The 20882-nt window shown below is 71.2% G+C and carries 22 protein-coding genes and 1 pseudogene; 12 read left to right on the top strand and 11 right to left on the bottom strand.

What is annotated here, in order from left to right; genetic code table 11:
- Nucleotides 1-11 precede the first annotated feature (11 nt).
- The gene (locus tag IE290_RS17370; protein WP_191245594.1) at nucleotides 12-1154 is read left to right on the top strand and encodes a CaiB/BaiF CoA transferase family protein; all 1143 of its coding nucleotides are present in this window, start codon (nucleotides 12-14) and stop codon (nucleotides 1152-1154) included.
- Here the strand turns inward: IE290_RS17370 and IE290_RS17365 are convergent.
- Together IE290_RS17365 and IE290_RS17360 are read right to left on the bottom strand one after the other, a co-directional pair.
- Nucleotides 1151-2938 (bottom strand): thiamine pyrophosphate-requiring protein, encoded by a 1788-nt coding sequence (locus IE290_RS17365; RefSeq protein WP_191245593.1) that lies wholly within the window; start codon nucleotides 2936-2938, stop codon nucleotides 1151-1153. The two genes, IE290_RS17370 and IE290_RS17365, sit on opposite strands and share 4 nt — an antisense overlap.
- A gap of 10 nt (nucleotides 2939-2948) precedes the next feature.
- Nucleotides 2949-3884 carry a Ppx/GppA family phosphatase gene (locus tag IE290_RS17360; RefSeq protein WP_229874548.1) on the bottom strand — a complete coding sequence of 312 codons (936 nt, stop codon included), beginning with the start codon at nucleotides 3882-3884 and terminating at the stop codon, nucleotides 2949-2951.
- Between the two features lie 145 nt (nucleotides 3885-4029).
- On the opposite strand from IE290_RS17360, the gene IE290_RS17355 reads away from it, so the two are divergent.
- From IE290_RS17355 to IE290_RS17340, 4 genes are read left to right on the top strand one after another with little or no spacing between them, the layout of a single operon-like run.
- A complete protein-coding gene (locus IE290_RS17355) occupies nucleotides 4030-4392 on the top strand; it encodes a hypothetical protein (RefSeq protein ID WP_191245591.1) in 363 nt (120 codons plus the stop codon).
- A gap of 27 nt (nucleotides 4393-4419) precedes the next feature.
- The gene (cutA, locus tag IE290_RS17350) at nucleotides 4420-4743 is read left to right on the top strand and encodes a divalent-cation tolerance protein CutA (RefSeq protein ID WP_191245590.1); all 324 of its coding nucleotides are present in this window, start codon (nucleotides 4420-4422) and stop codon (nucleotides 4741-4743) included.
- A gap of 40 nt (nucleotides 4744-4783) precedes the next feature.
- Entirely contained in the window at nucleotides 4784-6091 is a 1308-nt protein-coding gene (locus IE290_RS17345) for a glycoside hydrolase family 1 protein (protein ID WP_373300462.1), read from the top strand.
- 10 nt (nucleotides 6092-6101) lie between these two features.
- A complete protein-coding gene (locus IE290_RS17340; protein WP_191245589.1) occupies nucleotides 6102-7181 on the top strand; it encodes an MBL fold metallo-hydrolase in 1080 nt (359 codons plus the stop codon).
- A gap of 4 nt (nucleotides 7182-7185) precedes the next feature.
- Here IE290_RS17340 and IE290_RS17335 read toward each other — a convergent pair whose 3' ends face one another.
- Both IE290_RS17335 and IE290_RS17330 read right to left on the bottom strand, forming a co-directional pair.
- On the bottom strand, nucleotides 7186-7731 hold the full coding sequence (locus IE290_RS17335; protein WP_191245588.1) for a hypothetical protein: 546 nt from the start codon (nucleotides 7729-7731) through the stop codon (nucleotides 7186-7188).
- Between the two features lie 53 nt (nucleotides 7732-7784).
- Nucleotides 7785-8213, bottom strand: a complete 429-nt coding sequence (locus IE290_RS17330) for a pyridoxamine 5'-phosphate oxidase family protein (RefSeq protein WP_373300461.1) — start codon at nucleotides 8211-8213, stop codon at nucleotides 7785-7787.
- Nucleotides 8214-8231: 18 nt separating this feature from the next.
- Here IE290_RS17330 and IE290_RS17325 point away from each other — a divergent pair, with 18 nt between their 5' ends.
- Complete coding sequence (locus IE290_RS17325; RefSeq protein ID WP_191245587.1) at nucleotides 8232-8999, top strand: metal-dependent hydrolase; 768 nt, start codon at nucleotides 8232-8234, stop codon at nucleotides 8997-8999.
- An 11-nt stretch (nucleotides 9000-9010) separates the two neighbouring features.
- Nucleotides 9011-9571, top strand: a complete 561-nt coding sequence (locus tag IE290_RS17320; protein ID WP_191245586.1) for a TetR/AcrR family transcriptional regulator — start codon at nucleotides 9011-9013, stop codon at nucleotides 9569-9571.
- Between the two features lie 84 nt (nucleotides 9572-9655).
- Here the strand turns inward: IE290_RS17320 and IE290_RS17315 are convergent, their stop codons facing one another.
- Together IE290_RS17315 and IE290_RS17310 are read right to left on the bottom strand one after the other, a co-directional pair.
- The gene (locus tag IE290_RS17315) at nucleotides 9656-9982 is read right to left on the bottom strand and encodes a putative quinol monooxygenase (protein ID WP_191245585.1); all 327 of its coding nucleotides are present in this window, start codon (nucleotides 9980-9982) and stop codon (nucleotides 9656-9658) included.
- Nucleotides 9983-10038: 56 nt separating this feature from the next.
- On the bottom strand, nucleotides 10039-11016 hold the full coding sequence (locus IE290_RS17310) for an ABC transporter substrate-binding protein (protein ID WP_229874546.1): 978 nt from the start codon (nucleotides 11014-11016) through the stop codon (nucleotides 10039-10041).
- 88 nt (nucleotides 11017-11104) lie between these two features.
- On the opposite strand from IE290_RS17310, the gene IE290_RS17305 reads away from it, so the two are divergent.
- From IE290_RS17305 to IE290_RS17295, 3 genes are read left to right on the top strand one after another with little or no spacing between them, the layout of a single operon-like run.
- Nucleotides 11105-12130, top strand: coding sequence for a FecCD family ABC transporter permease (locus IE290_RS17305; RefSeq protein ID WP_191245584.1), 1026 nt, complete (start codon nucleotides 11105-11107; stop codon nucleotides 12128-12130).
- Nucleotides 12127-13176 carry a FecCD family ABC transporter permease gene (locus IE290_RS17300; RefSeq protein ID WP_191245583.1) on the top strand — a complete coding sequence of 350 codons (1050 nt, stop codon included), beginning with the start codon at nucleotides 12127-12129 and terminating at the stop codon, nucleotides 13174-13176. The genes IE290_RS17305 and IE290_RS17300 overlap by 4 nt, the downstream gene beginning before the upstream one ends.
- Nucleotides 13173-13985, top strand: a complete 813-nt coding sequence (locus IE290_RS17295) for an ABC transporter ATP-binding protein (protein ID WP_191245582.1) — start codon at nucleotides 13173-13175, stop codon at nucleotides 13983-13985. The genes IE290_RS17300 and IE290_RS17295 overlap by 4 nt, the downstream gene beginning before the upstream one ends.
- A gap of 144 nt (nucleotides 13986-14129) precedes the next feature.
- Here IE290_RS17295 and IE290_RS17290 read toward each other — a convergent pair whose 3' ends face one another.
- The 4 genes from IE290_RS17290 to IE290_RS17275 all read right to left on the bottom strand — a co-directional run bounded on the left by IE290_RS17290 (nucleotide 14130) and on the right by IE290_RS17275 (nucleotide 19446).
- Nucleotides 14130-15584, bottom strand: a complete 1455-nt coding sequence (locus tag IE290_RS17290) for an NAD-dependent succinate-semialdehyde dehydrogenase (RefSeq protein WP_191245581.1) — start codon at nucleotides 15582-15584, stop codon at nucleotides 14130-14132.
- A complete protein-coding gene (locus tag IE290_RS17285) occupies nucleotides 15581-16840 on the bottom strand; it encodes an MFS transporter (RefSeq protein WP_191245580.1) in 1260 nt (419 codons plus the stop codon). Before IE290_RS17285 ends, IE290_RS17290 begins: the two co-directional genes overlap by 4 nt.
- 117 nt (nucleotides 16841-16957) lie before the next feature.
- Nucleotides 16958-18553 carry an ABC transporter permease gene (locus IE290_RS17280; RefSeq protein ID WP_191245579.1) on the bottom strand — a complete coding sequence of 532 codons (1596 nt, stop codon included), beginning with the start codon at nucleotides 18551-18553 and terminating at the stop codon, nucleotides 16958-16960.
- The gene (locus IE290_RS17275) at nucleotides 18550-19446 is read right to left on the bottom strand and encodes an ABC transporter ATP-binding protein (protein ID WP_191245578.1); all 897 of its coding nucleotides are present in this window, start codon (nucleotides 19444-19446) and stop codon (nucleotides 18550-18552) included. The genes IE290_RS17280 and IE290_RS17275 overlap by 4 nt, the downstream gene beginning before the upstream one ends.
- A 94-nt stretch (nucleotides 19447-19540) precedes the next feature.
- Here IE290_RS17275 and IE290_RS17270 point away from each other — a divergent pair, with 94 nt between their 5' ends.
- Both IE290_RS17270 and IE290_RS17265 read left to right on the top strand, forming a co-directional pair.
- On the top strand, nucleotides 19541-20005 hold the full coding sequence (locus tag IE290_RS17270) for a GbsR/MarR family transcriptional regulator (protein ID WP_191245577.1): 465 nt from the start codon (nucleotides 19541-19543) through the stop codon (nucleotides 20003-20005).
- Nucleotides 20006-20014: 9 nt separating this feature from the next.
- A pseudogene (locus IE290_RS17265) lies at nucleotides 20015-20154 on the top strand (SAM-dependent methyltransferase); the annotation flags it as partial.
- A 114-nt stretch (nucleotides 20155-20268) separates the two neighbouring features.
- Here IE290_RS17265 and IE290_RS17260 read toward each other — a convergent pair.
- Nucleotides 20269-20838, bottom strand: a complete 570-nt coding sequence (locus IE290_RS17260) for a TetR/AcrR family transcriptional regulator (RefSeq protein WP_191245576.1) — start codon at nucleotides 20836-20838, stop codon at nucleotides 20269-20271.
- Between the last annotated feature and the right edge of the window lie 44 nt (nucleotides 20839-20882).

The raw sequence follows: 20882 nt of genomic DNA, 5'->3' as shown, positions 1-20882 counted from the left end.
GAAGGGACGGTGTGACCGATCGAACCGGGGCGCTGTCCGGCGTCGTCATCGCCGACTTCAGCCGGGTGCTCGCCGCGCCGTACGCGACCATGCTGCTCGCCGACCTCGGGGCCGAGGTGATCAAGGTCGAGCGGCCCGGAGCCGGGGACGACACCCGCGCTTGGGGCCCGCCGCACGCCGACGGGGAGGCCGTCTACTTCCGGTCGGTCAACCGCAACAAGCGCTCGATCACCCTCGACCTCGCCGATCCGGACGACCTGGCCGCCGCGAAGGCGCTGGCGAACCGGGCCGACGTCGTGGTCGAGAACTTCCGCCCGGGCACGATGGCCCGCTACGGCCTGGGCTACGACGACCTCGCCCCGGGCAACCCGGGCCTGGTCTACTGCTCGATCTCCGGCTTCGGCAGCGGCGCGGGCGCGGCCCTGCCCGGCTACGACCTGCTGCTACAGGCCGTGGGTGGGCTGATGAGCGTCACCGGGCCCGCGCCGGGCGAGCCGACGAAGGTGGGCGTCGCGCTCGTCGACGTCCTGACCGGCCTGCACGCCGCCGTCGGCATCCTGTCCGCGCTGCGCCACCGCGACGCCACCGGCGAGGGGCAGCTGATCGAGGTCAACCTGCTCGGCGCGTTGCTGTCCAGCATGGTCAACCAGAGCGCGAACCACGTGATGGCCGACGTGGTGCCCGGCATCCTCGGCAACCGGCACCCGTCGGTAGCGCCGTACGAGGTGTTCCAGGCCGCCGACCGGCCGATCGTCATCGCGGTCGGCAACGACCGGCAGTTCGCGGCGCTCACCGAGGCGTTGGGCGCGCGGGAACTGGCGACCGACGAGCGGTTCACCACCAACGCCCAGCGCGTCGCGCACGTCGCCGAGCTGGCCGAGCTCCTCGGCGCCCGGCTGCGCACGCGACCGGCGGACGAGTGGTTCGAGCTGCTCACGCCCCTGGGCGTGCCGTGCGGACCGGTCAACGACCTGGCCGAGGCGTTCCAGCTCGCCGACCGGCTCGGGCTCGCGCCGCGCGTGCCGCTGGGCGGGCTGGACGTGGTGCGCAACCCGATCGGGCTGACGAAGACGCCGCCCACCTACCGCCAGCCACCGCCGAAACTCGGCGAGCACACCGACGAGATCCGCAGCTGGCTCAAGGACGGCGACTAGCGGTTCGGCAGGAGCTCCTGGGCCTTGGTCTTCAGCCCCTGCACCAGGATGTGCCACGCGTCGCGGTCGCCCTTGAGCATCGCTTCCGTCGTGGACTTGATCTGTTCGAACGTCGCGTGCGGTGGGATCGGCGGCATCTCCGGGTCGCAGCGCACATCGAGCAGCGCCGGGCGGCCCGCGGACAGCGCCCGGTCCCACGCCGCGCCCAGCTGGTCCGGTGCGTCCACCGCGATGGCCTCGAAGCCGAGCGACCGCGCGAACTCGGCGTAGGAGAACTCCGGCAGCGACTGCGACTCCTCGAACTTCGGCGCGCCGCCCATCGCCCGCAGCTCCCACGTCACCTGGTTCAGGTCGTTGTTGTGGAACACGCACACGACCAGCCGCGGGTCCGACCACAGGTGCTGGTAGCGCTGGATGGTGAGCAGCTCGGCCATGCCGTTCATCTGCATCGCGCCGTCGCCCTCGAGCGCGATCACCGGCCGGTCCGGGCAGGCGAACTTGGCGCCGATCGCGTACGGCACGCCTGGCCCCATCGTCGCGAGCGTCCCGGACAGCGTGCCGCGCATCCGCCCGCGGATGCGCAGGTTCCGCGCGTACCAGTTGGTCGACGAACCCGAATCCGCGGTGACGATCGCGTCCTCCGGGATCCGCTGCGACAGCTCGTGCACGACCCGCATCGGGTTCACCGGGTTCGCGTCGACCATCGCCTGCTGCTCGACGGTCTCCCACCAGGACGCGACGTTCCGCTCGATCTTCTCCCGCCAGGCGCGGTCTTCCTTGCGCCGCACCATCGGCAGCAGCGCGCGCAGCGTGCCCTTCGCCTCGCCGACCAGGTTCACCTCGGTCGGGTACCGCATGCCGATCATGCTGCCGTCGATGTCGATCTGGATCGCGCGCGCCTTGCCGTACTCGGGCAGGAACTGGCTGTACGGGAAGTTCGAGCCGACGATCAGCAGCGTGTCGCAGCCCTCCATCATCTCGTAGCTCGGCCGCGTGCCCAGCAGCCCGATCGACCCGGTCACGTACGGCAGGTCGTCGGGCAGGACGTCCTTGCCCAACAACGCCTTCGCGACCCCGGCGCCGGTCAGCTCGGCGATCTCGCGGACCTCGGCGGCGGCGTTGCGCGCGCCCTGCCCGATCAGGATCGCGACCTTCTCGCCCGCGTTGAGGATGTCCGCGGCGCGCCCCAGCTCGTCATCGGGCGGGACGACCACCGGGTGCGGGAACCCGGGCGGGCTGGACGGCACGTGCTTGAACGCGTGCTTCGGCGCCGTGTACGGCTCTTCCTGCAGGTCGTTCGGGATGATCACGGCCGTCGGCGCGCGCTTGGCGAGCGCCGTGCGGATGGCGCGGTCGAGCGCGTTGGGCAGCTGCTCGGCGACGTTGACCTCGACCAGGTACTCGCTGGCGACGTCCTTGAACAACGGCTGCAGGTCCACTTCCTGCTGGTAGGACCCGCCCATCGCGCTGCGCGCGGTCTGCCCGACGATCGCCACCACCGGGACGTGGTCGAGCTTGGCGTCGTACAACCCGTTGAGGAGGTGGATGGCGCCCGGCCCCGAGGTCGCCATGCACACCCCGACGTGCCCGCTGAACTTGGCGTACCCCACCGCCTCGAACGCGGCCATCTCCTCGTGACGGGCCTGGACGAAGCGAGGCTTGTTGTCCGCCTTGCCGAACGCGGCGACGATCCCGTTGATGCCGTCGCCGGGGTAGGCGAACACCTGCTCGACGTCCCACTCCCGCAGGCGCTGCAGCAGGTAGTCGCCGACCGTCTCCGACATGGAAAACTCCTCACGCTCCTCGGCTCAGTCCCACGAGGGACTTACCCGGGGCGCCGCGGCCCGACACCTCCGGCACCGCGGTGCTGATCGCCTGCAGCGGCAGACCGTCGTAGACCTGCAGGGTTTGCAGGTGGTGCAACATGATCCCCTCGCGCAGGGCCCACGGGCACACGTCGACCTTGCGGATGTCGAGCGTGTCCATGGTCGCCTTGGCGACGATCGCGCCGGCCAGGATCTGCCGGGCGCGCGGCGCGGACACCCCGCGCAGGCGGGCCCGTTCGGACGTCTTCATCTCGGCCAGGCGGGGGATCCACGCGTTGAGCGCGTCCACGGTGAGGGTGCGCCGCACGAACGGGCCGCGCCGCTGCGGCGGCGCCCCGGCCAGGCGGGCCAGCTGCTTGAACGTCTTCGACGTGGCGACGGCGCGGGCGGGCACGCCCTCCCATCTCAGCCGGTCGGCGACCTCGCGCAGCATGTCCCGCACGTGCCGCCGCATCGCCTTGACCTGCTTCACCGACGGCGGGTCGTCGGGCAGGAACATCCGGGTCAGCCGTCCCGCGCCGAGCGGCAGGGACAGCGTGAGCTGCGGTTCGGCGTCGCGGCCGAGTGCGATCTCCAGCGAGCCGCCGCCGATGTCGAGCAGCAGCAGGCGGCCGGCGGACCAGCCGTACCAGCGGTGCGCGGCGGCGTAGGTCAGCCGGGCCTCGTCCTCGCCGGTGAGGAACTGGGGGCGTACTCCGGTGCGCTCCTCGATCCGGTTGATGATCTCGTCCCGGTTGGCCGCGTCCCGGATCGCCGAGGTCGCGAACAGGAACAACTGCTCGACGCGGTGCAGCCGGGCCGCGGCGAGCGCGGCCTCCACGGCGTCCACCGCCCGGCACACGCCCTCTTCGGCGATCGCCCCGTACTCGTCGATCTGCTCGGCCAGGCGTGTGGGCTCTTTCACAGCCAGCGCCGGTAGTGGCGGAGCGCCCGGGTGGGCATCCACGATTTGGAGCTGAGCGGAGTTCGAACCGATGTCGAGCACGCCGAGTCGCATAAGGTCCGGCGTACCCCGTTTAGCCCCGCGTCACACGGCTACTTCCGATCGCATGGAGACGTTCCACTACACCGCGACCGCCGATCTGCCCGCCGACGAGGCGTTCGCGTTCATCTCCGACACACCCAACCTCCCCCGGTTCCTGCCACAAAACCTGGCCGAGGGTTGGCTGCGCACGGACGCGGCGAGCAGACAGCTGGCATGGGGAACCGAAAGCGAGGGTGACGATTGCGGTGAGCTGCGGGTGATCGACCGCGGTCCCGCGCAGTGCGAGATCGCCATCACGCTGCACACCGACCGCACCGACGGGAACCAGGTGCGCGCGGAATTGGCGCAGGCGGTCGCCGCGCTGACCCACCAGGCCAGCGCCGACGCCGACGAGCAGCGCGAGGACCAGCAGGCGGGCTGGGTTTGAGGCGCGCGCGGTGCTCTAATCGGGCCCATGCGCGAACACGTGATCGTGTCGTCCACCACCGACAGCGAGACCACGGCCCGGGAGCTGGCGGCGCAGGCCGTCGAGGCGCGGTTGGGCGCGTGCGCCCAGATAGTGGGACCGATCCTGAGCGTCTACCGGTGGGACGGCGAGGTGCACGCCGATCCCGAGTGGCGGGTGGAGATCAAGACCGCGGCCGACCGGGTTCCTGCCCTGGTCGAGCTGATCAAGCAGCAGCACAACTACGAGGTGCCGGAGATCATCGCGACGCCCATCGAGGGCGGCAGCGCGGAGTACCTCGAGTGGCTGGTCCAGGAGACCCGGACCGGTTGATCGTTGACGGGCCGTCGCCGGAAACGTAAATTTCTTTCACATGTCGCGTCTGGCCCGGATAGCGCTCGTCGTCCTGTTCTGCGCCGCGCTGGTCCCGGTGACCCCGGCGTCCGCCGAGAGCCACTTCTACTGGGGCGTGGCCACCGCGGGTTTCCAGTCCGAAGGCAGCGCCCCGGACAGCAACTGGTCCCGCTACGTGGCGAAGGGCGGCGTCGACCCGTACGCCAACGCCACCGACTTCCGGCACCGCTACGCCGAAGACATCCAGCTGGCGAAGGACCTCGGCGTCAACACCTTCCGGTTCAGCGTCGAATGGGCGCGCGTGCAGCCCGCGCCGGGCGTGTGGGAGGAGGCCGAACTGGCCTACTACGACGACGTCGTCCGGCACATCCGCGACGCCGGCATGACCCCCATGATCACGCTGAGCCACTGGGTCTACCCGGGCTGGGTGGCCGACCAGGGCGGGTTCACCGCCGCCAAGACCGTCGACGACTTCCTCGCCTTCACCACCCGGATCGCCGAGCGCTACGACGACGTGCTGTGGGTGACGTTCAACGAGCCGGTCGCGTTCCTCACGCAGGAGCTGAAGATCGGCGCGATCAACCCGTTCCAGATCCCCGCCTGGCAGGCCAACGTGGTCGCCGCCCACCGCCGCGCCTACGACGAGATCCACCGGCTCGACCCGTCCGCGCGGGTGACCAGCAACCAGGCCTTCTACGCCGGCTTCAACCCGGTCACCGATCTGGTGGTGATGGACCGGATCACCGACAAGGTCGACTTCGTCGGGCTCGACTACTACTACGGCGTCAGCCTGACCAACCTGACGGCGGTCCACGCGGCGTTCGAGCAGTTCTGGAAGGTCAAGCCGCAGCCGGAGGGCATCTACTACGCGCTGCGCTTCTACCACGACCGCTACCCGGACCTGCCGCTGTACATCGTGGAGAACGGGCTGCCCACCGACAACGGCCAACCACGCGAAGACGGCTACACCCGCGCGGCGTCGATCCGGGACACGTTGTTCTGGGTGCAGCGCGCGAAGGCCGACGGCATGAACGTGATCGGCTACAACCACTGGAGCATCACCGACAACTACGAGTGGGGCAGCTACCGGCCACGCTTCGGACTGTACGAAGTGGACGCTCTCGGTGATCCGGCGCTGACCCGCCGGCCGACCGACGGGGTCGCAGCGTACCGGGACGTGATCGCGCGCGGCGGGGTCGGGCCGTCGTACCGCCTGGTCCAGGGGCCGGCGCTGTGCTCGCTGGTCGATCCGCTCGGCAGCTGCCTGTGGCCCGCCGATCCGTCCGGGCCGCTGGCGCCGCTGGGAACATCCGCGGTCGGTTCGTAGTTGTCCGGACATGGCGAAGACGTTGCGGTGGGCCCTGCCCGCGCTGCTCGGCACGGCGGTGGCGGCCCTGTGGGAGATCCCGGTGGCGTTCGGCGGGCGCCCCGACCCCGAACGCATGCGGCGCTCCCCGCAGTTCCACGACGGCCGGTTCCGCAACCTCGCCCCGCCGCTCGTGCAGCCGGCCCGGGCGCGCGACCTGGTCGGCGAGATGGTGTTCGGCAAGCAGCAGCGCAAGCCGACCGGGCCGGTGCCGCTGGTGCCGCCGCAGGCGCCGGCCGATGAGGGCCTGCACATCACCTGGTACGGCCACGCGTCGTCGCTGATCGAGATCGACGGCCGGAAGGTGCTGGTGGACCCGGTGTGGGGCAGGCGGGTCTCGCCGTCGCGGTTCGTCGGGCCGAAGCGCATGCACGAGCCGCCGCACCAGCTGTCGGAGTTGCCGGAGCTGGACGTCATCATCGTCTCGCACGACCACTACGACCACCTGGACCGGCCGACGGTGGTGCGGCTGGCGAAGACGCAGCGGGCGCCGTTCGTGGTCCCGCTCGGGGTGGGCGCGCACCTGCGCCGGTGGCGGATCCCGGCCGAGCGGATCATCGAGCTGGACTGGGACGAGTCGGTGTCGGTGGGCGGTGTCGAGGTGACCGCGTCGGCCGCGCAGCACTTCTCCGGGCGGGCGTTCACGCGGAACAACACGCTGTGGGCGTCGTGGATCGTGGCGCGGTCCGGGCGGAAGGTGTTCTACACGGCGGACTCGGGCTACTTCGAGGGCTACCGCACGATCGGGGAGAAGTACGGCCCGTTCGACGCGGCGCTCGTGCAGATCGGCGCGTACCACCCGGCGTGGCCGGACATCCACATGACGCCGGAGGAGGGAGTCGCCGCGCACCGGGACGTGCGTGGTGGCTTGCTGATCCCGGTGCACTGGGGCACGTTCCGCCTGGCGATGCACGGCTGGAGCGAGCCGGCCGAGCGAGCTTGGAGCGAAGCGAAGGCGCACGACGTGGCCCTGGCGATCCCACGCCCGGGCGAACGGATCGACGTGGACGCCCCGAAGCCCATCGACCCCTGGTGGCAGCCGATCGGGTAGCGCGTCAGGGACGGACCCGCGTCAACCCGACCCGGTCGGCCGCGCGGCGGATCTTGAAGAACGTGTTCCGGAACCACGCCATCAGCGTGGCCCGGGCGTCCGGGTCGAGCTGCTCCTCACCGGCGGCCTTCACGGCCTTGTAGTGGTCGATCAGCGTGTGCAGCCACGCGTCCACGTCCCGGACGCTCTCCAGCTGCACCACGCCCCCGGTCGCCGGCAGCCGCCGCAGGAACTCCTCGTGCGTGTTGCGCACCCAGTGCGACAGCTTGAGGTCGATCTCCGGGATCACCACCGGCGGGTCCAGCTCGAACGCCAGCCGCGAGCGCCACCCGAGCAGCTCCCGCTCCACCGGGTGGTCCCAACGGCCCGGACGGCCCAGCTGGTGACCGGCGATGCGCCGCTCGGCGAACCACAGGAAGTCCTCGGACCCCCGGCGCAGGGTGCTGATCATCGACGGCGCGAGCGCGCCGATCACGGTCCGATCGACGACGTCCCACGTCGTGCCGCCCGCGAACGGGCTGTCGATCTTGAGGGTCTTCGCGGTCCGCACCCTGAATTACTGCCTTATCTTCCCGTTTGTCCGCAACCCGCCAACCGTGTGCTTTACCTCATGCCGAGCCGGCGATCCAGGCTGATCTCGATCACGACCCGCTCCGGGTTCGGCTTCGGCTGCCGGTGGTACCGCACGGCGTACCGGTTTTCCGCGTCCGCCACAGACTCCGGATCCTCCCGGACCACAGCCGATCCCTCCAAACTCGACCAACGGCGACCGTCCACCTGGCTCACCACGACACGCGCGGGTTCGCCGGCCCGGACATTGCGTGCCTTGACGCTGCCGCGGCGGCAGATCACCCGCGCCGTGGTGAAGTCCTCGTCCACGGTGACCCCGACCGGCACGACGTGCGGTTTCCCGTCCGGACGCAGGGTCGTGAGCATGCACAGGTGCCGCTCGGCCCAGAACGCCCGCAGCTCGTCGCTGGGCGCCTCGGTGGTCATGCTCATGCGCGTCCCTTCGCGTCGGTCGGGGTCCATCTTGCCAAGATCTTCTTCATGATGGGCTCCACCCACGCGCTCACCGGCTGGTGCGCCGGTCTCGCGCTCGCCCCGGCCATCGGCGCCGGCTCCGTGCACCAGGCGCTGGCGTTCGCCGCGACGACCGCCGGTTTCGCGCTGCTGCCCGACCTCGACCACCCGCACGCCCGCGCCTCGAAGCTGCTCGGGCCGATCACCGGCGTGGTGTGCTGGCTGCTCCGGCACACCTCGGCGGCGCTCTACAAGGTCACCAAGGGCCCACGCGACGAGCGGGGACGGGGCAGCCACCGGCACCTGTCGCACACGCTGCTGTTCGCGATCGGCCTGGGCGCGGCGACGACGTACGGCACCCGGGCCGGCGGCTGGTACGTCGTGGCCGGGGTGGTGCTGTTCGCGCTGCTGCTCGCCGCGGACGCGCTCGGGGACTGGTTGCTGCTGGTCGCCGGTGGCGGGGTGGTGTGGTGGGCGCTGACGGCCAGCGCCGCGGCCGAGTTGTCGCAGCTCACCGGCTGGCTGGGGATCGCGGTCGCGGTGGGGTGTTTCGTGCACTGCCTCGGCGACGCTCTCACCGAGTCGGGTTGCCCGTTCCTGTTCCCGGTGCCGATCGCCGGTGAGACCTGGTACGAGCTGCGGCCGCCGGCGTTCCTGCGCTTCCGCACCGGCAAGGGCGTGGAGAAGTTCCTGGTCGTGCCGGTCTTCACGGTGCTGGCGGTGCTGTTGGTGCCCGGCGCGTGGGCCGGGTTGGTCGGGTTGTTCGCCGAACCCACCGTGACCGCGGGCGGCTAGAATCGGACACGATGACGACCCCCGTGAGCCGCACCGGACTGCGCGCCGACGCGCGCCGCAACCGCGCCCGTGTCCTGGCCGCGGCGCAGGAGGCGTTCGCGGACGAGGGCCCGTCGGTGCCGCTGGACGAGATCGCGCGCCGGGCGGGGGTCGGCGCCGGCACGGTCTACCGGCATTTCCCCAGCAAGGAGCTGCTGTTCGAGGCGGTCGTGCTGGACCGGATCGAGTGGCTGGCGGCGCAGGCGAAGGAGCGGCTCGAAGCGGCCGACCCGGGCGCGGTGTTCTTCGAGTTCTTCGACGTGGTGGCCGAGCAGGCGCTGCTGAACAAGGCCCTGTGCGACGCGCTGGAGGCGAGCACCGCTCTGCCGTTCAAGGCCGCTTCGGACGAACGCGCCGAGTTCCGCGCCGCGTTCGCCGGCCTGCTGCGCCGGGCGCAGGCCGCGGGCGCCGTCCGGGCCGACGTCGAGCCGGGTGACCTGACCGCCCTGCTCGCGGGCTACCTGGCGATCCAGCGCCAGGCCCCGCCGGGACGCCAGTTGGCGAAGATCATCGCCGACGGCCTGCGCGCCTAGCGCGACACGCTGCGCCGCGGTGTGACGAGGTGAACCGCCGCAGACTGCGCGACTGCCCGGCGCTTCACTCCGAGCCCGGAGCGCCTAGCGCTGCACAGCCATCTCGCCCAGTTCGGACCAGTCGTCCTGGGGCACGTCGAAGTTGACGATCCGCGGGGTCTCCGCCAGGTGGGGCGGCAGGGTCCGCTGCGCGGTCTTGAAGTGGTCGGACTGGACGTGCGCCGCGCCCGCGGCGCCGTCGCGGAAGGCTTCCACCAGCACGTACTCGGTCGGGTCCTCGACGCTGCGGGACCAGTCGAACCACAGGCAGCCCGGCTCGGCGCGGGTGGCGAGCGTGAAGTCCCGCGCGATGGCGGGCCAGTCGTCGGCGTACTGGGGCAGGATGCGGAACTTCGCGGTGATGAAAATCATGGCTCCACCGTAGAGCCGCGGGGCCGCGCCCACACCGGACGCGGCCCCGCGCCGGGTCACGGCGTGACGCCGAACTGGTTCGCCAGGTCCGTCAGCATCACCTGCGCGCCCTGCAGGCTCACCGCGCTGAACCAGGTCGAGTCGCTGACCTCGACGATCTTGCCCTTCAGCGTCGCCCACAGCGGGTTGGCCTGGAACTTCGCCTTCGGATCCTCTGCCGTCTTGGTCTCATCGGCGTACGAGGACACGAAGATGACGTCCGCGTCCAGCTTCGCGATGTCCTCCTGGCTGAGGTTCACCGAGATCTTGTCGGTGGCGTCCGGCTGGCCGGCGGGCCGGGACAGCTTCGCGTCGGCCATCACGATGCCGGGGTAGGACGCGCTGCTGTAGAGCCGCACGGTCGGCTCGCCCTCGACGAACCGCACGATCGACACCGTGGGCGCCCGGCCGAGCTTGGCCGCGATCTCCTGGCCGATCCGCTGCGCCCGCTGCTCGTAGGCGCCGATCTTCTGCTCGGCCAGCGGCTCCTTGCCGAGGACCTGCGCGAGCAGCCGGATGTTGTCCTTCCAGATCGCGCCGGTCGTGGTGGAGAAGACCGTCGGCGCGACCCCGGTGAACTGGTCGTAGTACTTCTCGTGCCGCACCTTCGCCGACACGATCACGTCCGGCTTGATGTCGTAGAGCTGCTCGACGTCCGGGCTCTCCAGCGGGCCGATCACCTTGGCGCCCGCGCCGAACCGGCGGTCGTCGCCGAGGTAGTCGGGCAGCTGGTCGTAGTTGCGGTACTTCGTGTACGCCACGACCTGGGCTTCGAGCGCGAGCGCGGCGTCCACGTAGCTGGTGTCGAGCGCGGCCACGGTCTTCGGCTGCGTCTCCAGCACGGTCGAACCCATCGCGTGCTGGATGGTGCGCGGATAGCCGGCCTGGCCCGTCTCGCCCTGCTGCGCGGCTTCTTCGGTACCGCCACCACACGCCGTGAGGGTCAGGCACGCGGTCACGGCCAGCGTCAGTGCTGCTCGCCACGGTCTCGTCATCGGGATCTCTCTTTCGGTTAGCCTTGCCTAACGCGGAGCATAGGATGCGGTTTGTCCCCTTTGGAAGCGCGAGTGATAGGCGACATCAGTGACGGTGGTGGCGACAGCCCGGCCACGGACGCGCAGGCAGCGTCGTCTCGCCGGTATCGGCGGGCTCGCCGTACTGCTGGTCCTGATCTGCGCGGCGAGTGTCGCGCTCGGGACGAAGACGATCCCGCTCGGTGAGGTGTGGACGGCGCTCACCCAGCCGACCGGGTCCGAATCGGACATCATCGTCCGGTCGCTGCGGGTGCCGCGCACGGTGCTGGGCCTGCTCGTCGGGCTCGCGATCGGCGTCGCCGGCGCGCTCATGCAGGGCCACACGCGCAACCCGCTGGCCGACCCCGGCCTGCTCGGCGTCACGCACGGCGCGGCGCTGGCGGTCGTGTTCGCGGTCGTCGTGCTCGGCGTCGACGGGCTCTACGGCTTCATCTGGTTCGGGTTCGCCGGCGCGATGCTGGCCAGCGTCGCGGTGTTCCTGCTCGGCGCGGTCGGCGGCAAGGGTGCGACCCCGGTGACGCTCGCGCTGGCCGGGGCGGCGGTGAGCGCCCTGCTGCACGGGCTGGTGTCGGCGATCATCCTCGGCGACGAGCGCGGCATGGAGACCTACCGGTTCTGGCGGATCGGGTCGATCGCCGGGCGCGACTTCGCGATCACCGGTCAGATCGCGCCGTTCCTGGTGCTCGGCCTGCTGCTCGCGCTGGTCAACACGCCCGGCCTGAACACGCTGGCGCTGGGCGAGGACGTCGCGACCGCACTCGGACAGCGGGTGCTGCGCACGCGGGTCCTCGGCGTCGCCGCGATCACGCTGCTGACCGGGTCGGCGGTGGCCGCGTGCGGGCCGATCGCGTTCCTCGGGCTCGTCGTGCCGCACCTCGCCCGCGCCATCACCGGCCCGGACTACCGCTGGCTGGTGCCGGTGGCCGGGCTGCTCGGCGCGGTGCTGCTGCTGACGGCCGACGTGCTCGGGCGCGTGCTGACCGGCGACAACTTCGAGGTCGGCATCCTGCTCGCGATCATCGGGGCGCCGGTGTTCATCGTGCTGGTGCGGCGGCGGGGGCTGAGCAAGGTATGAGTCGCAAGGTGCTGGCCGCCGGGCCGGTGGCGTGGATGGTCAAGCCGCGGGTGATCGCGGTCGTCGTCATCGCGGCGGTGCTGCTGGTGCTCGTCGCCGCGATCAACATAGGGATGGGCAGCTCCCGCATCGGGATCTGGAACGTGCTGGAGACCCTGCTCGGCGGCGGAACCCGGCGGGAACGCGGGATCATCTTCGACCTGCGCCTGCCGCGCACGCTCGCCGGTGTGCTGGTGGGCGCCGCGCTCGGGCTGTCCGGCGCCCTGTTCCAGTCGGTCGCGCGCAATCCGCTGGCCAGCCCGGACATCCTGGGCATCACGTGGGGCGCGGGTGTCGGCGCGGTCACCGCGATCGTCGCCGGCGGGTACCGCGGCCAGGTCAGCGGGATGGTGAGCGCGCTCGGTGTGCCGGTCGCCGGGCTGATCGGCGGGTTGCTGGCGGGCGTGCTGCTGTACGCGTTGTCGTGGCGGCGCGGCATCGACGGCTACCGCATGGTGCTGATCGGCATCGGGCTGTGGGCGATCAGCTACAACATCGTGAACTGGCTGCTGGCCGCCGGGGACGTGAACGACGCGGCGCGTGCGACGACGTGGCTGGTGGGCAACCTGGCCGACGTCGGGTGGGACTCGGTGGGCCCGGTCGCGATCGCGCTGGCCGTGCTGGTGCCGATCACCCTGGTCTGCGGGCGGACGGTCGGCGGGCTGCAGTTCGGCGACGACACCGCGCGCGGCCTCGGCATCCGGGTGGACGGTGCGCGCGGGGCGCTGCTGTTGCTGGCGGCCGCGCTGGCCGCGATCGCCACCGCCGCGGCCGGGCCGATCACGTTCGTCGCGCTGGCGACGCCGCAGATCGCGGTGCGGCTGGCGAAGACCGCGCAGCCGCCGCTGGTCGGGTCGATGGTGCTGGGGGCGTTGCTGACCGTGGGTGCGGACCTGCTGACCCGGCTGTTGTTGCCGGATCTGCCGGTCGGGGTGCTGACCGCGATCCTCGGCGCGCCGTATCTGATCTTCCTGTTCGTCCGGAGCCGCCGGGAGGCACGAGCATGACGTCACGACTGCGCGCCGAAGGGCTGAGGCTGGGGTACGGCGAGCGGGTGGTGGTCGACGGCCTGGACCTGGATGTCCTGGACGGCACGATCACCGCGATCATCGGCCCGAACGGTTGCGGCAAGTCGACGCTGCTGCGGGCGCTGGCGCGGTTGCTGGCGCCGCGGGAGGGCGCGGTGCTGCTGGACGGCAAGCGGATCGACACGCTGCCGACGCGCGAGGTCGCGAAGGTGGTCGGGCTGCTGCCGCAGTCGCCGGTCGCGCCCGAGGGCCTGACGGTCGGCGATCTGGTGGCGCGCGGGCGGCACCCGCACCAGCGCTGGTACCGGCAGTGGTCGTCATCGGACGAGGACGCGATCTCCAACGCCTTGCGGCTCACAGGCATGGACGTGCTCGCCGATCGCGTGGTCGACGAACTGTCCGGCGGGCAGCGGCAGCGCGCGTGGATCTCGATGACGCTCGCGCAGGAGACCGGACTGCTGCTCCTGGACGAGCCGATCACGTACCTGGACCTGGCCCACCAGATCGACGTGCTGGACCTGGTGCACCGCCTGCACCGCGACCGCGGCACAACGGTCGTGATGGTCCTGCACGATTTGAACCTGGCCGCCCGCTACGCCGACACATTGGTAGCGATGCGCGACGGACGGATCATCGCGCAGGGCCCGCCGTCGACGGTGCTGACGGAGCCCCTGCTGGACGAGATCTTCGGCCTGACGGCGAAGGTGTTGCCCGACCCGGTCTCCGGAACGCCGCTCGTGGTGCCGATCAGTGCGCACCTCCAGGAGGGCGCTGGGGAGGTGGGCTGACGGGCTGCGCGGGCGTGGGGTTGGCAGGTGGTGTTGGTGGCTTTGGGTGTGCTGGTTGTCGCGTTGGCCGGGCTTGGGGGCGCGGGCGCCGGTGGCTGGACCGTCTCACCGCGACAGTCCTCATCGGACTAAGATTGCGGATCGCTACGGAGTACCGCTGAGCGACAGCGCCATGTACTTCACGTCGAGGTACTCCTCGATGCCCTCGGCGCCGCCCTCCCGGCCGAACCCGGACGCCTTCACGCCGCCGAAGGGCGCCGACGCGTTCGACACCAGCCCGGTGTTGAGCCCGACCATCCCGGTCGCCATCCGCTCGCCGACGCGGATGGCGCGGTCCAGATCGCGCGTGAACACGTAGGCCACCAGGCCGAACTCGGTGTCGTTGGCGAGCCGGACGGCCTCGTCCTCGTCGTCGAACGTGGTCACCGGCGCGACCGGGCCGAACACCTCCTCGCGCAGGATGCGGGCGTCCGGCGGGACGTCGGTGAGCACGGTCGGCGCGTAGAAGAAGCCGTCGCCGTCCAGCGGTTTGCCGCCGGTGGTCGCGTGCGCGCCGCGGGACAGCGCGTCGTCGACCAGCTCGATCACCTTGTCCCGCTGCTCGGCGCTGATCAGCGGCCCGACCTTGACCCCGTCCTCGGTGCCGTGCCCGACCTTCAGCGACGACATCGCCTCGGTCAGCTGCCGCACGAACTCCCCGGCCACCGACGAGTGCACGTGGAACCGGTTCGCCGCCACGCACGATTCGCCGTTGTTGCGCATCTTCGCGGTGACAGCGCCCTTGACCGCCGCGTCCAGGTCCGCGTCCTCGAACATCAGGAACGGCGCGTTGCCGCCCAGCTCCATGGACATCCGCTGCAGGTTCGGCGCGCACTGCTCGACCAGCTTGCGCCCGACCTCGGTGGACCCGGTGAAGGACAGCTTCCGGATCCGCGGGTCGGCCAGGGCCGGGTTAACGACCCGGCTCGCCGACGTGCTCGGCAGCACGCTCAGCACCCCGTCCGGCAGCCCGGCTTCGTTGAGCAGGCCAGCGAGGTTCAGCATCGACAGCGGCGTCAGCTGCGCCGGCTTGACGATCATGGTGCAGCCCGCGGCGATGGCCGGCCCGATCTTGCGGGTGCCCATCGCGAGCGGGAAGTTCCACGGCGTCACCAGGATGCACGGCCCCACCGGGTGCTTCGACACGAGCACGCGCCCGCCACCGGCCGGACTGCGCGCGTACCGCCCGTCGATGCGCACGGCCTCCTCGGCGAACCACCGGAAGAACTCGGCGGCGTAAGTGACTTCGGCCTTCGACTCCTCCAGGCTCTTGCCCATCTCCAGCGTCATCAACCGGGCCAGCTCGTCGGCGCGGTCGGTCATCAACTGCCACGCGCGGCGCAGGATCTCGCCCCGCTCGCGCGGCGGGGTCGCGGCCCACTCCTCCTGCTTCGCGACGGCCGCCTCGATGGCCTCCCCGACATCGGCGTCCTGCGCGTCGGAGACCTCGCAGAGCTGCTGCTCGGTCCCCGGATCGTGCACACCGAAGCGGCTGCCGTCCGCGGCGTCACGCCACTGACCGGCGAGGAAGAGCTGGCGCGGTACTCCATCGAGGGTCATGTGGCGTGACTACCCGTGCGCTCCTCCTCGTATGCCTCGGGCAACCGCCGCATCCGCCGCAACGGCGAGCAGACCAGCCACAGCGCCGACGCCGCCACCCCGGCTCCGGCCAGCCACAACGTCCCGCGCAGCCCGGCCACGCTCGCCAGCACCCCGGCGAGCGCACTTCCGACCGGCCCCGGCGCGAAGTACAGGAACGCGGAGGTGGCCGCCACCCGGCCCTGCAGCCGCTCGGGCGTCACCGCCTGGCGGTAGCTGAGCTGGTGCACGTTGAGCACCACGATGCTCATCCCGGTCAGGAAGTTGCCGACGGGGTACCAGGCCAGACCCCAGCCCGGCGTGGTCAACGGGATCATCAGGTATCCCACGCCCCACGCCAGCGCGCTGATCCACATCAGCCGCGCCTCGCCGAGCCGCCTGCCGAGCCGGCGGGCCACCGCCGCGCCGAGCACCGCCCCGGTCAGCCCGCCCGCCTGCAGCAATCCGATCAGGCCCGGCGACAGGTGCACCTCGCGCTGTAGGAACAGTGCCGCCACCGTGATCTGGAACTGCTGGCAGACGCTGACGCACACGTCGTGCGCTCCGATCGCGCGCAGCACCGGGTGCCGGAAGACGAACCGGAGCCCGTCGCCGATTTCGCGTCGCAGCGGGGCTCTCGCCCGCGCCTCCGGCAGGCGGTCCGGCGCGCGGATCCGCCGCAACCACGCCGCCGACCACAGGAAGCTCACCGCGTTCACCCCGACCGCCGTGGCGCCGCCGAACAGCTGCACCAGCCATCCCGACAGGCCGGGCGCCGCCACTGCCGCGACCGACACGTTGGCCTGCAGCCGCGCGTTGCCTTCGACCAGCTGTGCGCGCGGGACCAGGCTCGGCAGGTACGTCCGGTGCGCCACCTCGAAGAACACCGACAGCACCCCGGCCACCGCCACCACCACATACAGCTGCGGCATCGTGAGCACACCGAACGCCGCCGCGACCGGCACCGAACCGAACGCCACCGCGCGCCCGGCATCGGCCGCCACCAGCACGCGCCGCTTGCGCATCCGGTCCGTCCACGCGCCCACCTGCAACGCCAGCAGCAAGTACGCCAGCGTCTCCAGCGTCCGCAGCACGGACACCTGCCACGCCGTCGCCCGCAGCGTGATCGCCGCCAGCAACGGCACCGCGAGCAGGTTGATCCGGTCGCCGAACTGGCTCAGCGCGTCGGCCAGCCACAGACGCCGGAAATCCCCGTGCCCCAACAACCCCCATCGCATGGTCCCCCCTCGGTCCCGCCTGATGAACAACGTTAGCGAGGGGTACCGACAAAAAAATGAACGGCAGAGCCCGGACCCCCCGACGAGTCCAGGCGCTGCCGCTCGGATGAACCGGGACTACCCGATGTCGCGCCGCTGAAACCGTGCCAGGCCCGTGGCAAGCGCGACCGCGGCGATCCCGAGCAGCCACGCGAACGGCGTGACCACGAACTCCGCGCTCGGCAACTTCGGCACGTGCGTGAACGGCGAGATGTCCAGCACCACCTGCGGCGCCTGCACGACCGGCCCGAACAGCGACAACAGGAGGAACAACGCGGCCACCCCCCACGCCGCCGTCGCCAGCTTCGGCGCGAACCCGAACACCACCACGGCGATCCCGACGACCACCCACACCGCGGGCACCTGCGCGATCGTCGCGCCGAGCACCGCCGGCACCTGGCCGCTCACGTCCCCGACCCGCAACCCGTGCAGCAGCCCGGCGAACAGGCCCGACACGACCAGCAGCAGAGCCGTCCCCAGCAGCGCGAACACCAGATGGCTGCCCGCCCACCGCAACCGCCGCACGCGGGTCGCCAGCAGCGGTTCCAGCCGCAGCGCGGTCTCCTCGGCACGCATCCGCAGCGTGGCCTGCACCGCGTACATCGCCGCGACCATCCCGAAGATGCCGGCGATCGCCGCGAGGTACGTGTCGACCAGGCTCTGCGCGCCACCCAGCCGCTCGAGCATCTGCTGTGCCTGCGCGCTTTCGCCGACGATGTCGCCGATACCCGCGGCCAGCGAGCCGAACATTGCCCCCAGCACCGCGAACCCGACGGTCCAGCCGATCAGCACACCCCGGTGCAGCCGCCAGGCCAGCGCGAACGGCGACCGCAGCCCGGGCGCCGCCACCGGCGGTCCCGGACGCGCCGGGAAGACGCCCATCCCGACGTCCCGCCGCGGCAGCAGCCGGTAGGCCACCGTCCCCAGCACGAGGGCCATGGCGACGAGCAGCAGCGCGACGGCCCACCGGTCGCCGGCGAACGGCCGCATCTGCGTCGACCACCCGAGCGGCGACAGCCACGACAGCCACGAAACGTCCGTCGCCGAGTCACCGACCGCGCGCAGCAGGAAGGCGAACCCGAGCACGGCGGAGGCGATGCCGTTCGCGGTGCGCGAGTACTCGGCCAGCTGGGCGGCGATCGCGGCGACCGCGGCGAACACCAGCCCGGTCAACGTGATCGCGAGCCCGAACGCCACCGAACCGCCGGACGGCAGGCCCGCGCCGATCAGGCCCAGTGCGACCAGCAGCCCGGTTCCGACCGCGCCGATGCCCGCGGTGATCAACGCGGCGGTCAGGGCGGCGTAGCGCCCGGTCACGGCCGAGGACAGCAGCTCCTGCCGCCCGGTGTCCTCTTCCTGCCTGGTGTGCCGCGTGACGGTGAAGATGCAGGCCAGCGCGGCGAACAGGGGCAGGAACACGCCGAAGCGCCAGGCCGTGAACCCGCCCGCGGTGGACAGGTCGAACGGCGGCCCGTACAGCAGGGTGATGGACGGGTTCGCGCTCATCCCCGCCGTCAGCGACGCCCGGCTGGCCGCGTCCGGGTACAGCTGGTCGTAGGCGCCCGCGGAGCTCGCGGGCAAGACGCCGAGCACCAGCACCCAGAGCGGCAGCACGACCCGATCCCGCCGCAGCGCGAGGCGGACCAGCTGCCGGGTGCCCACCAGCGCGGTCACCGGGCGCTCGCTTCGGTCGTGTAGTGGCGCAGGAACAGTTCCTCCAGCGTCGGCGGCTGGCTGGTCAGGCTGCGCACGCCGACCTCGGTGAGCTTGCGCAGCACCTGGTCCAGCGACTGGGTCTCGACGTCGAACCGGACGCGGTTGCCGTCGACCTTGAGGTCGTGCACCTCGGACAGCGAGCTGAGCCCGTTCGGGTGACCGGCCAGCTCCGCCACGATGGAGGTGCGGGTGAGGTGCCGCAGTTCGCTCAGCGTGCCGGTCTCGACGGCGTGCCCGTTGCGGATGATGCTGACCCGGTCGCACAGGGCCTCGACCTCGGCGAGGATGTGGCTGGACAGCAGCACCGTGCGGCCCTTGTCGCGCTCCTCCTGGATCGCGTACTGGAAGGTGGCCTCCATCAGCGGGTCGAGGCCGGACGTCGGTTCGTCGAGGATCAGCAGCTCGACGTCGGAGGACAGGGCCGCGACGATCGCGACCTTCTGCCGGTTGCCCTTGGAGTAGGTGCGGCCCTTCTTCTTCGGATCGAGGTCGAAGCGCTCGATCAGCTCGTCGCGCCGGCGCTTGTCGAGCCCGCCGCGCAGCCGGCCGAGCAGGTCGATGACCTCGCCGCCGGACAGGTTGGGCCAGAGGTTGACGTCGCCGGGGACGTAGGCGAGCCGTCGGTGCAGGCTCGCCGCGTCGCGCCACGGGTCGCCGCCGAGCAGGCGGACGATGCCGCGGTCCGCGCGCAGCAGACCGAGCAGGACGCGGATGGTGGTGGACTTCCCGGCCCCGTTCGGGCCCAGGAAGCCGTGCACTTCTCCGGTCTTGACCTGCAGGTTCAGGTCGTCGAGGGCCTTGGTCGCACCGAACGACTTGTGCAGGCCCTCGATGGAGATGGCGTTGTCCATGGACGCGAAGCTACAGTGATTTCACAAAGTTGTGAAGTTAGGAAAACGTATAGATTGGCTGAAGCGCTGGACGGGTGAGGAAGGATGATCGGTCATGCGTGACGAAGAGGCGGTCCGCCGGTACGTCGAGCGGCTGGCCCTCGTACTCACCCAGCTCGGCATCCAGCGCATGGCCGCGCGCGTGTTCGCCGCGCTCGTGGTGACCGACGACAGCCGCCTCACCGCGGGCGAGCTGGCGGAGAAGCTGCAGGTCAGCCCGGCGGCGGTGTCCGGGGCGGTGCGTTACCTGGAGCAGGTGGGGCTGGTCGAGCGGGAGCGGGAGCCCGGCGAGCGCCGCGACCACTTCCGCGTGCTCGACGACATGTGGTTCGCCAGCATGCGCAAGCGGGACCGGTTCGTGGAGATGTGGCGGGACGCGGCCGAGGAGGGCATCGAGGCGGTGGGGGAGGACACGCCGGCGGGCCGTCGGCTGGCCGACATGCGGGACTTCCTGTCGTTCATCCTCAAGGAGCTGCCGCTGCTGTTCGAACGCTGGGAGAGGGAGCGGGTGCGGCGGTAGGTGAACGACATGAACGCCTACTACGAGCGGCCCGCGATGCTGGCCCTCGCCGGGGACGTGGCCGGCCGTCGGATCCTGGACGCCGGCTGCGGTGCGGATTCGTTGACTCCGAGCTGCGCGACCGCGGCGCGGTGGTGACGGGGGTCGACGTCGGCTGATCGCGTCGGTGGACCACCCGTTCGTCGCCTACACGATCCAGGAGCCCCGGCCCGCAGCCCGATCCGGCCTGTTCTTCGTTCTCGAGGCTCTCGCTCGATGACGGGTCACGAGCTGGGCAGCACCGCCTTCACGAGTTTGCGCGCCAGCACCGTCGGGTCCTCGGTTTCGGTGTCCCAGTGTCGGAGGAATCCCTGCTGGAACGCCGCGCCCAGCAGCAAAGCCGCGATCGCGTCCGGGTCCGATGTGGACGGCAGGCGGCCCAGTCGCTGCTCGGCGCGCAGGTAGTTCGCCAGGCGGGTGACCGGCGTGCGCGGCCCGGCGCCGTGCTCGCGGATCGCCGCCCGGTGGGCCGTCAGCAGCTCCTGTGAGGAGAACAGGGACGCCCCGATCGGGAAGCTCTCGGTGTAGAAGTCGATCGCCGTGGCGGTGATCCGCACCAGGTTGGCGCGCACGCTGTGCCGCCCCGGGGTGAGGTCGCCCAGCATCGCCTCCAGACCGGGCAGCTGGGAGGAGATCACGCCGATGAAGATCTCCGTCTTGTCCGCGAAGTGCTTGTACAGCGCCGCTTCCGAAAAGCCGGCGGCGCGCGCGATCTCCTTCGTCGTGGCGCGGGCGTAGCCCTGCTCGCGCATGATCTGCGTGGCCGCGGCCAGGATCTTCTCCCGAGTTCCCATGCGTTCTCAGCAGTCTCTCAGTGCTCGCTTGACGGTTAGTGAGT

It is taken from the genome of Amycolatopsis deserti (assembly GCF_014653945.1).
Classification (GTDB): domain Bacteria; phylum Actinomycetota; class Actinomycetes; order Mycobacteriales; family Pseudonocardiaceae; genus Amycolatopsis_E; species Amycolatopsis_E deserti.
Note: the sequence above shows the minus strand (reverse complement) of the source record. Positions and strands in the feature narration are given on the sequence as shown.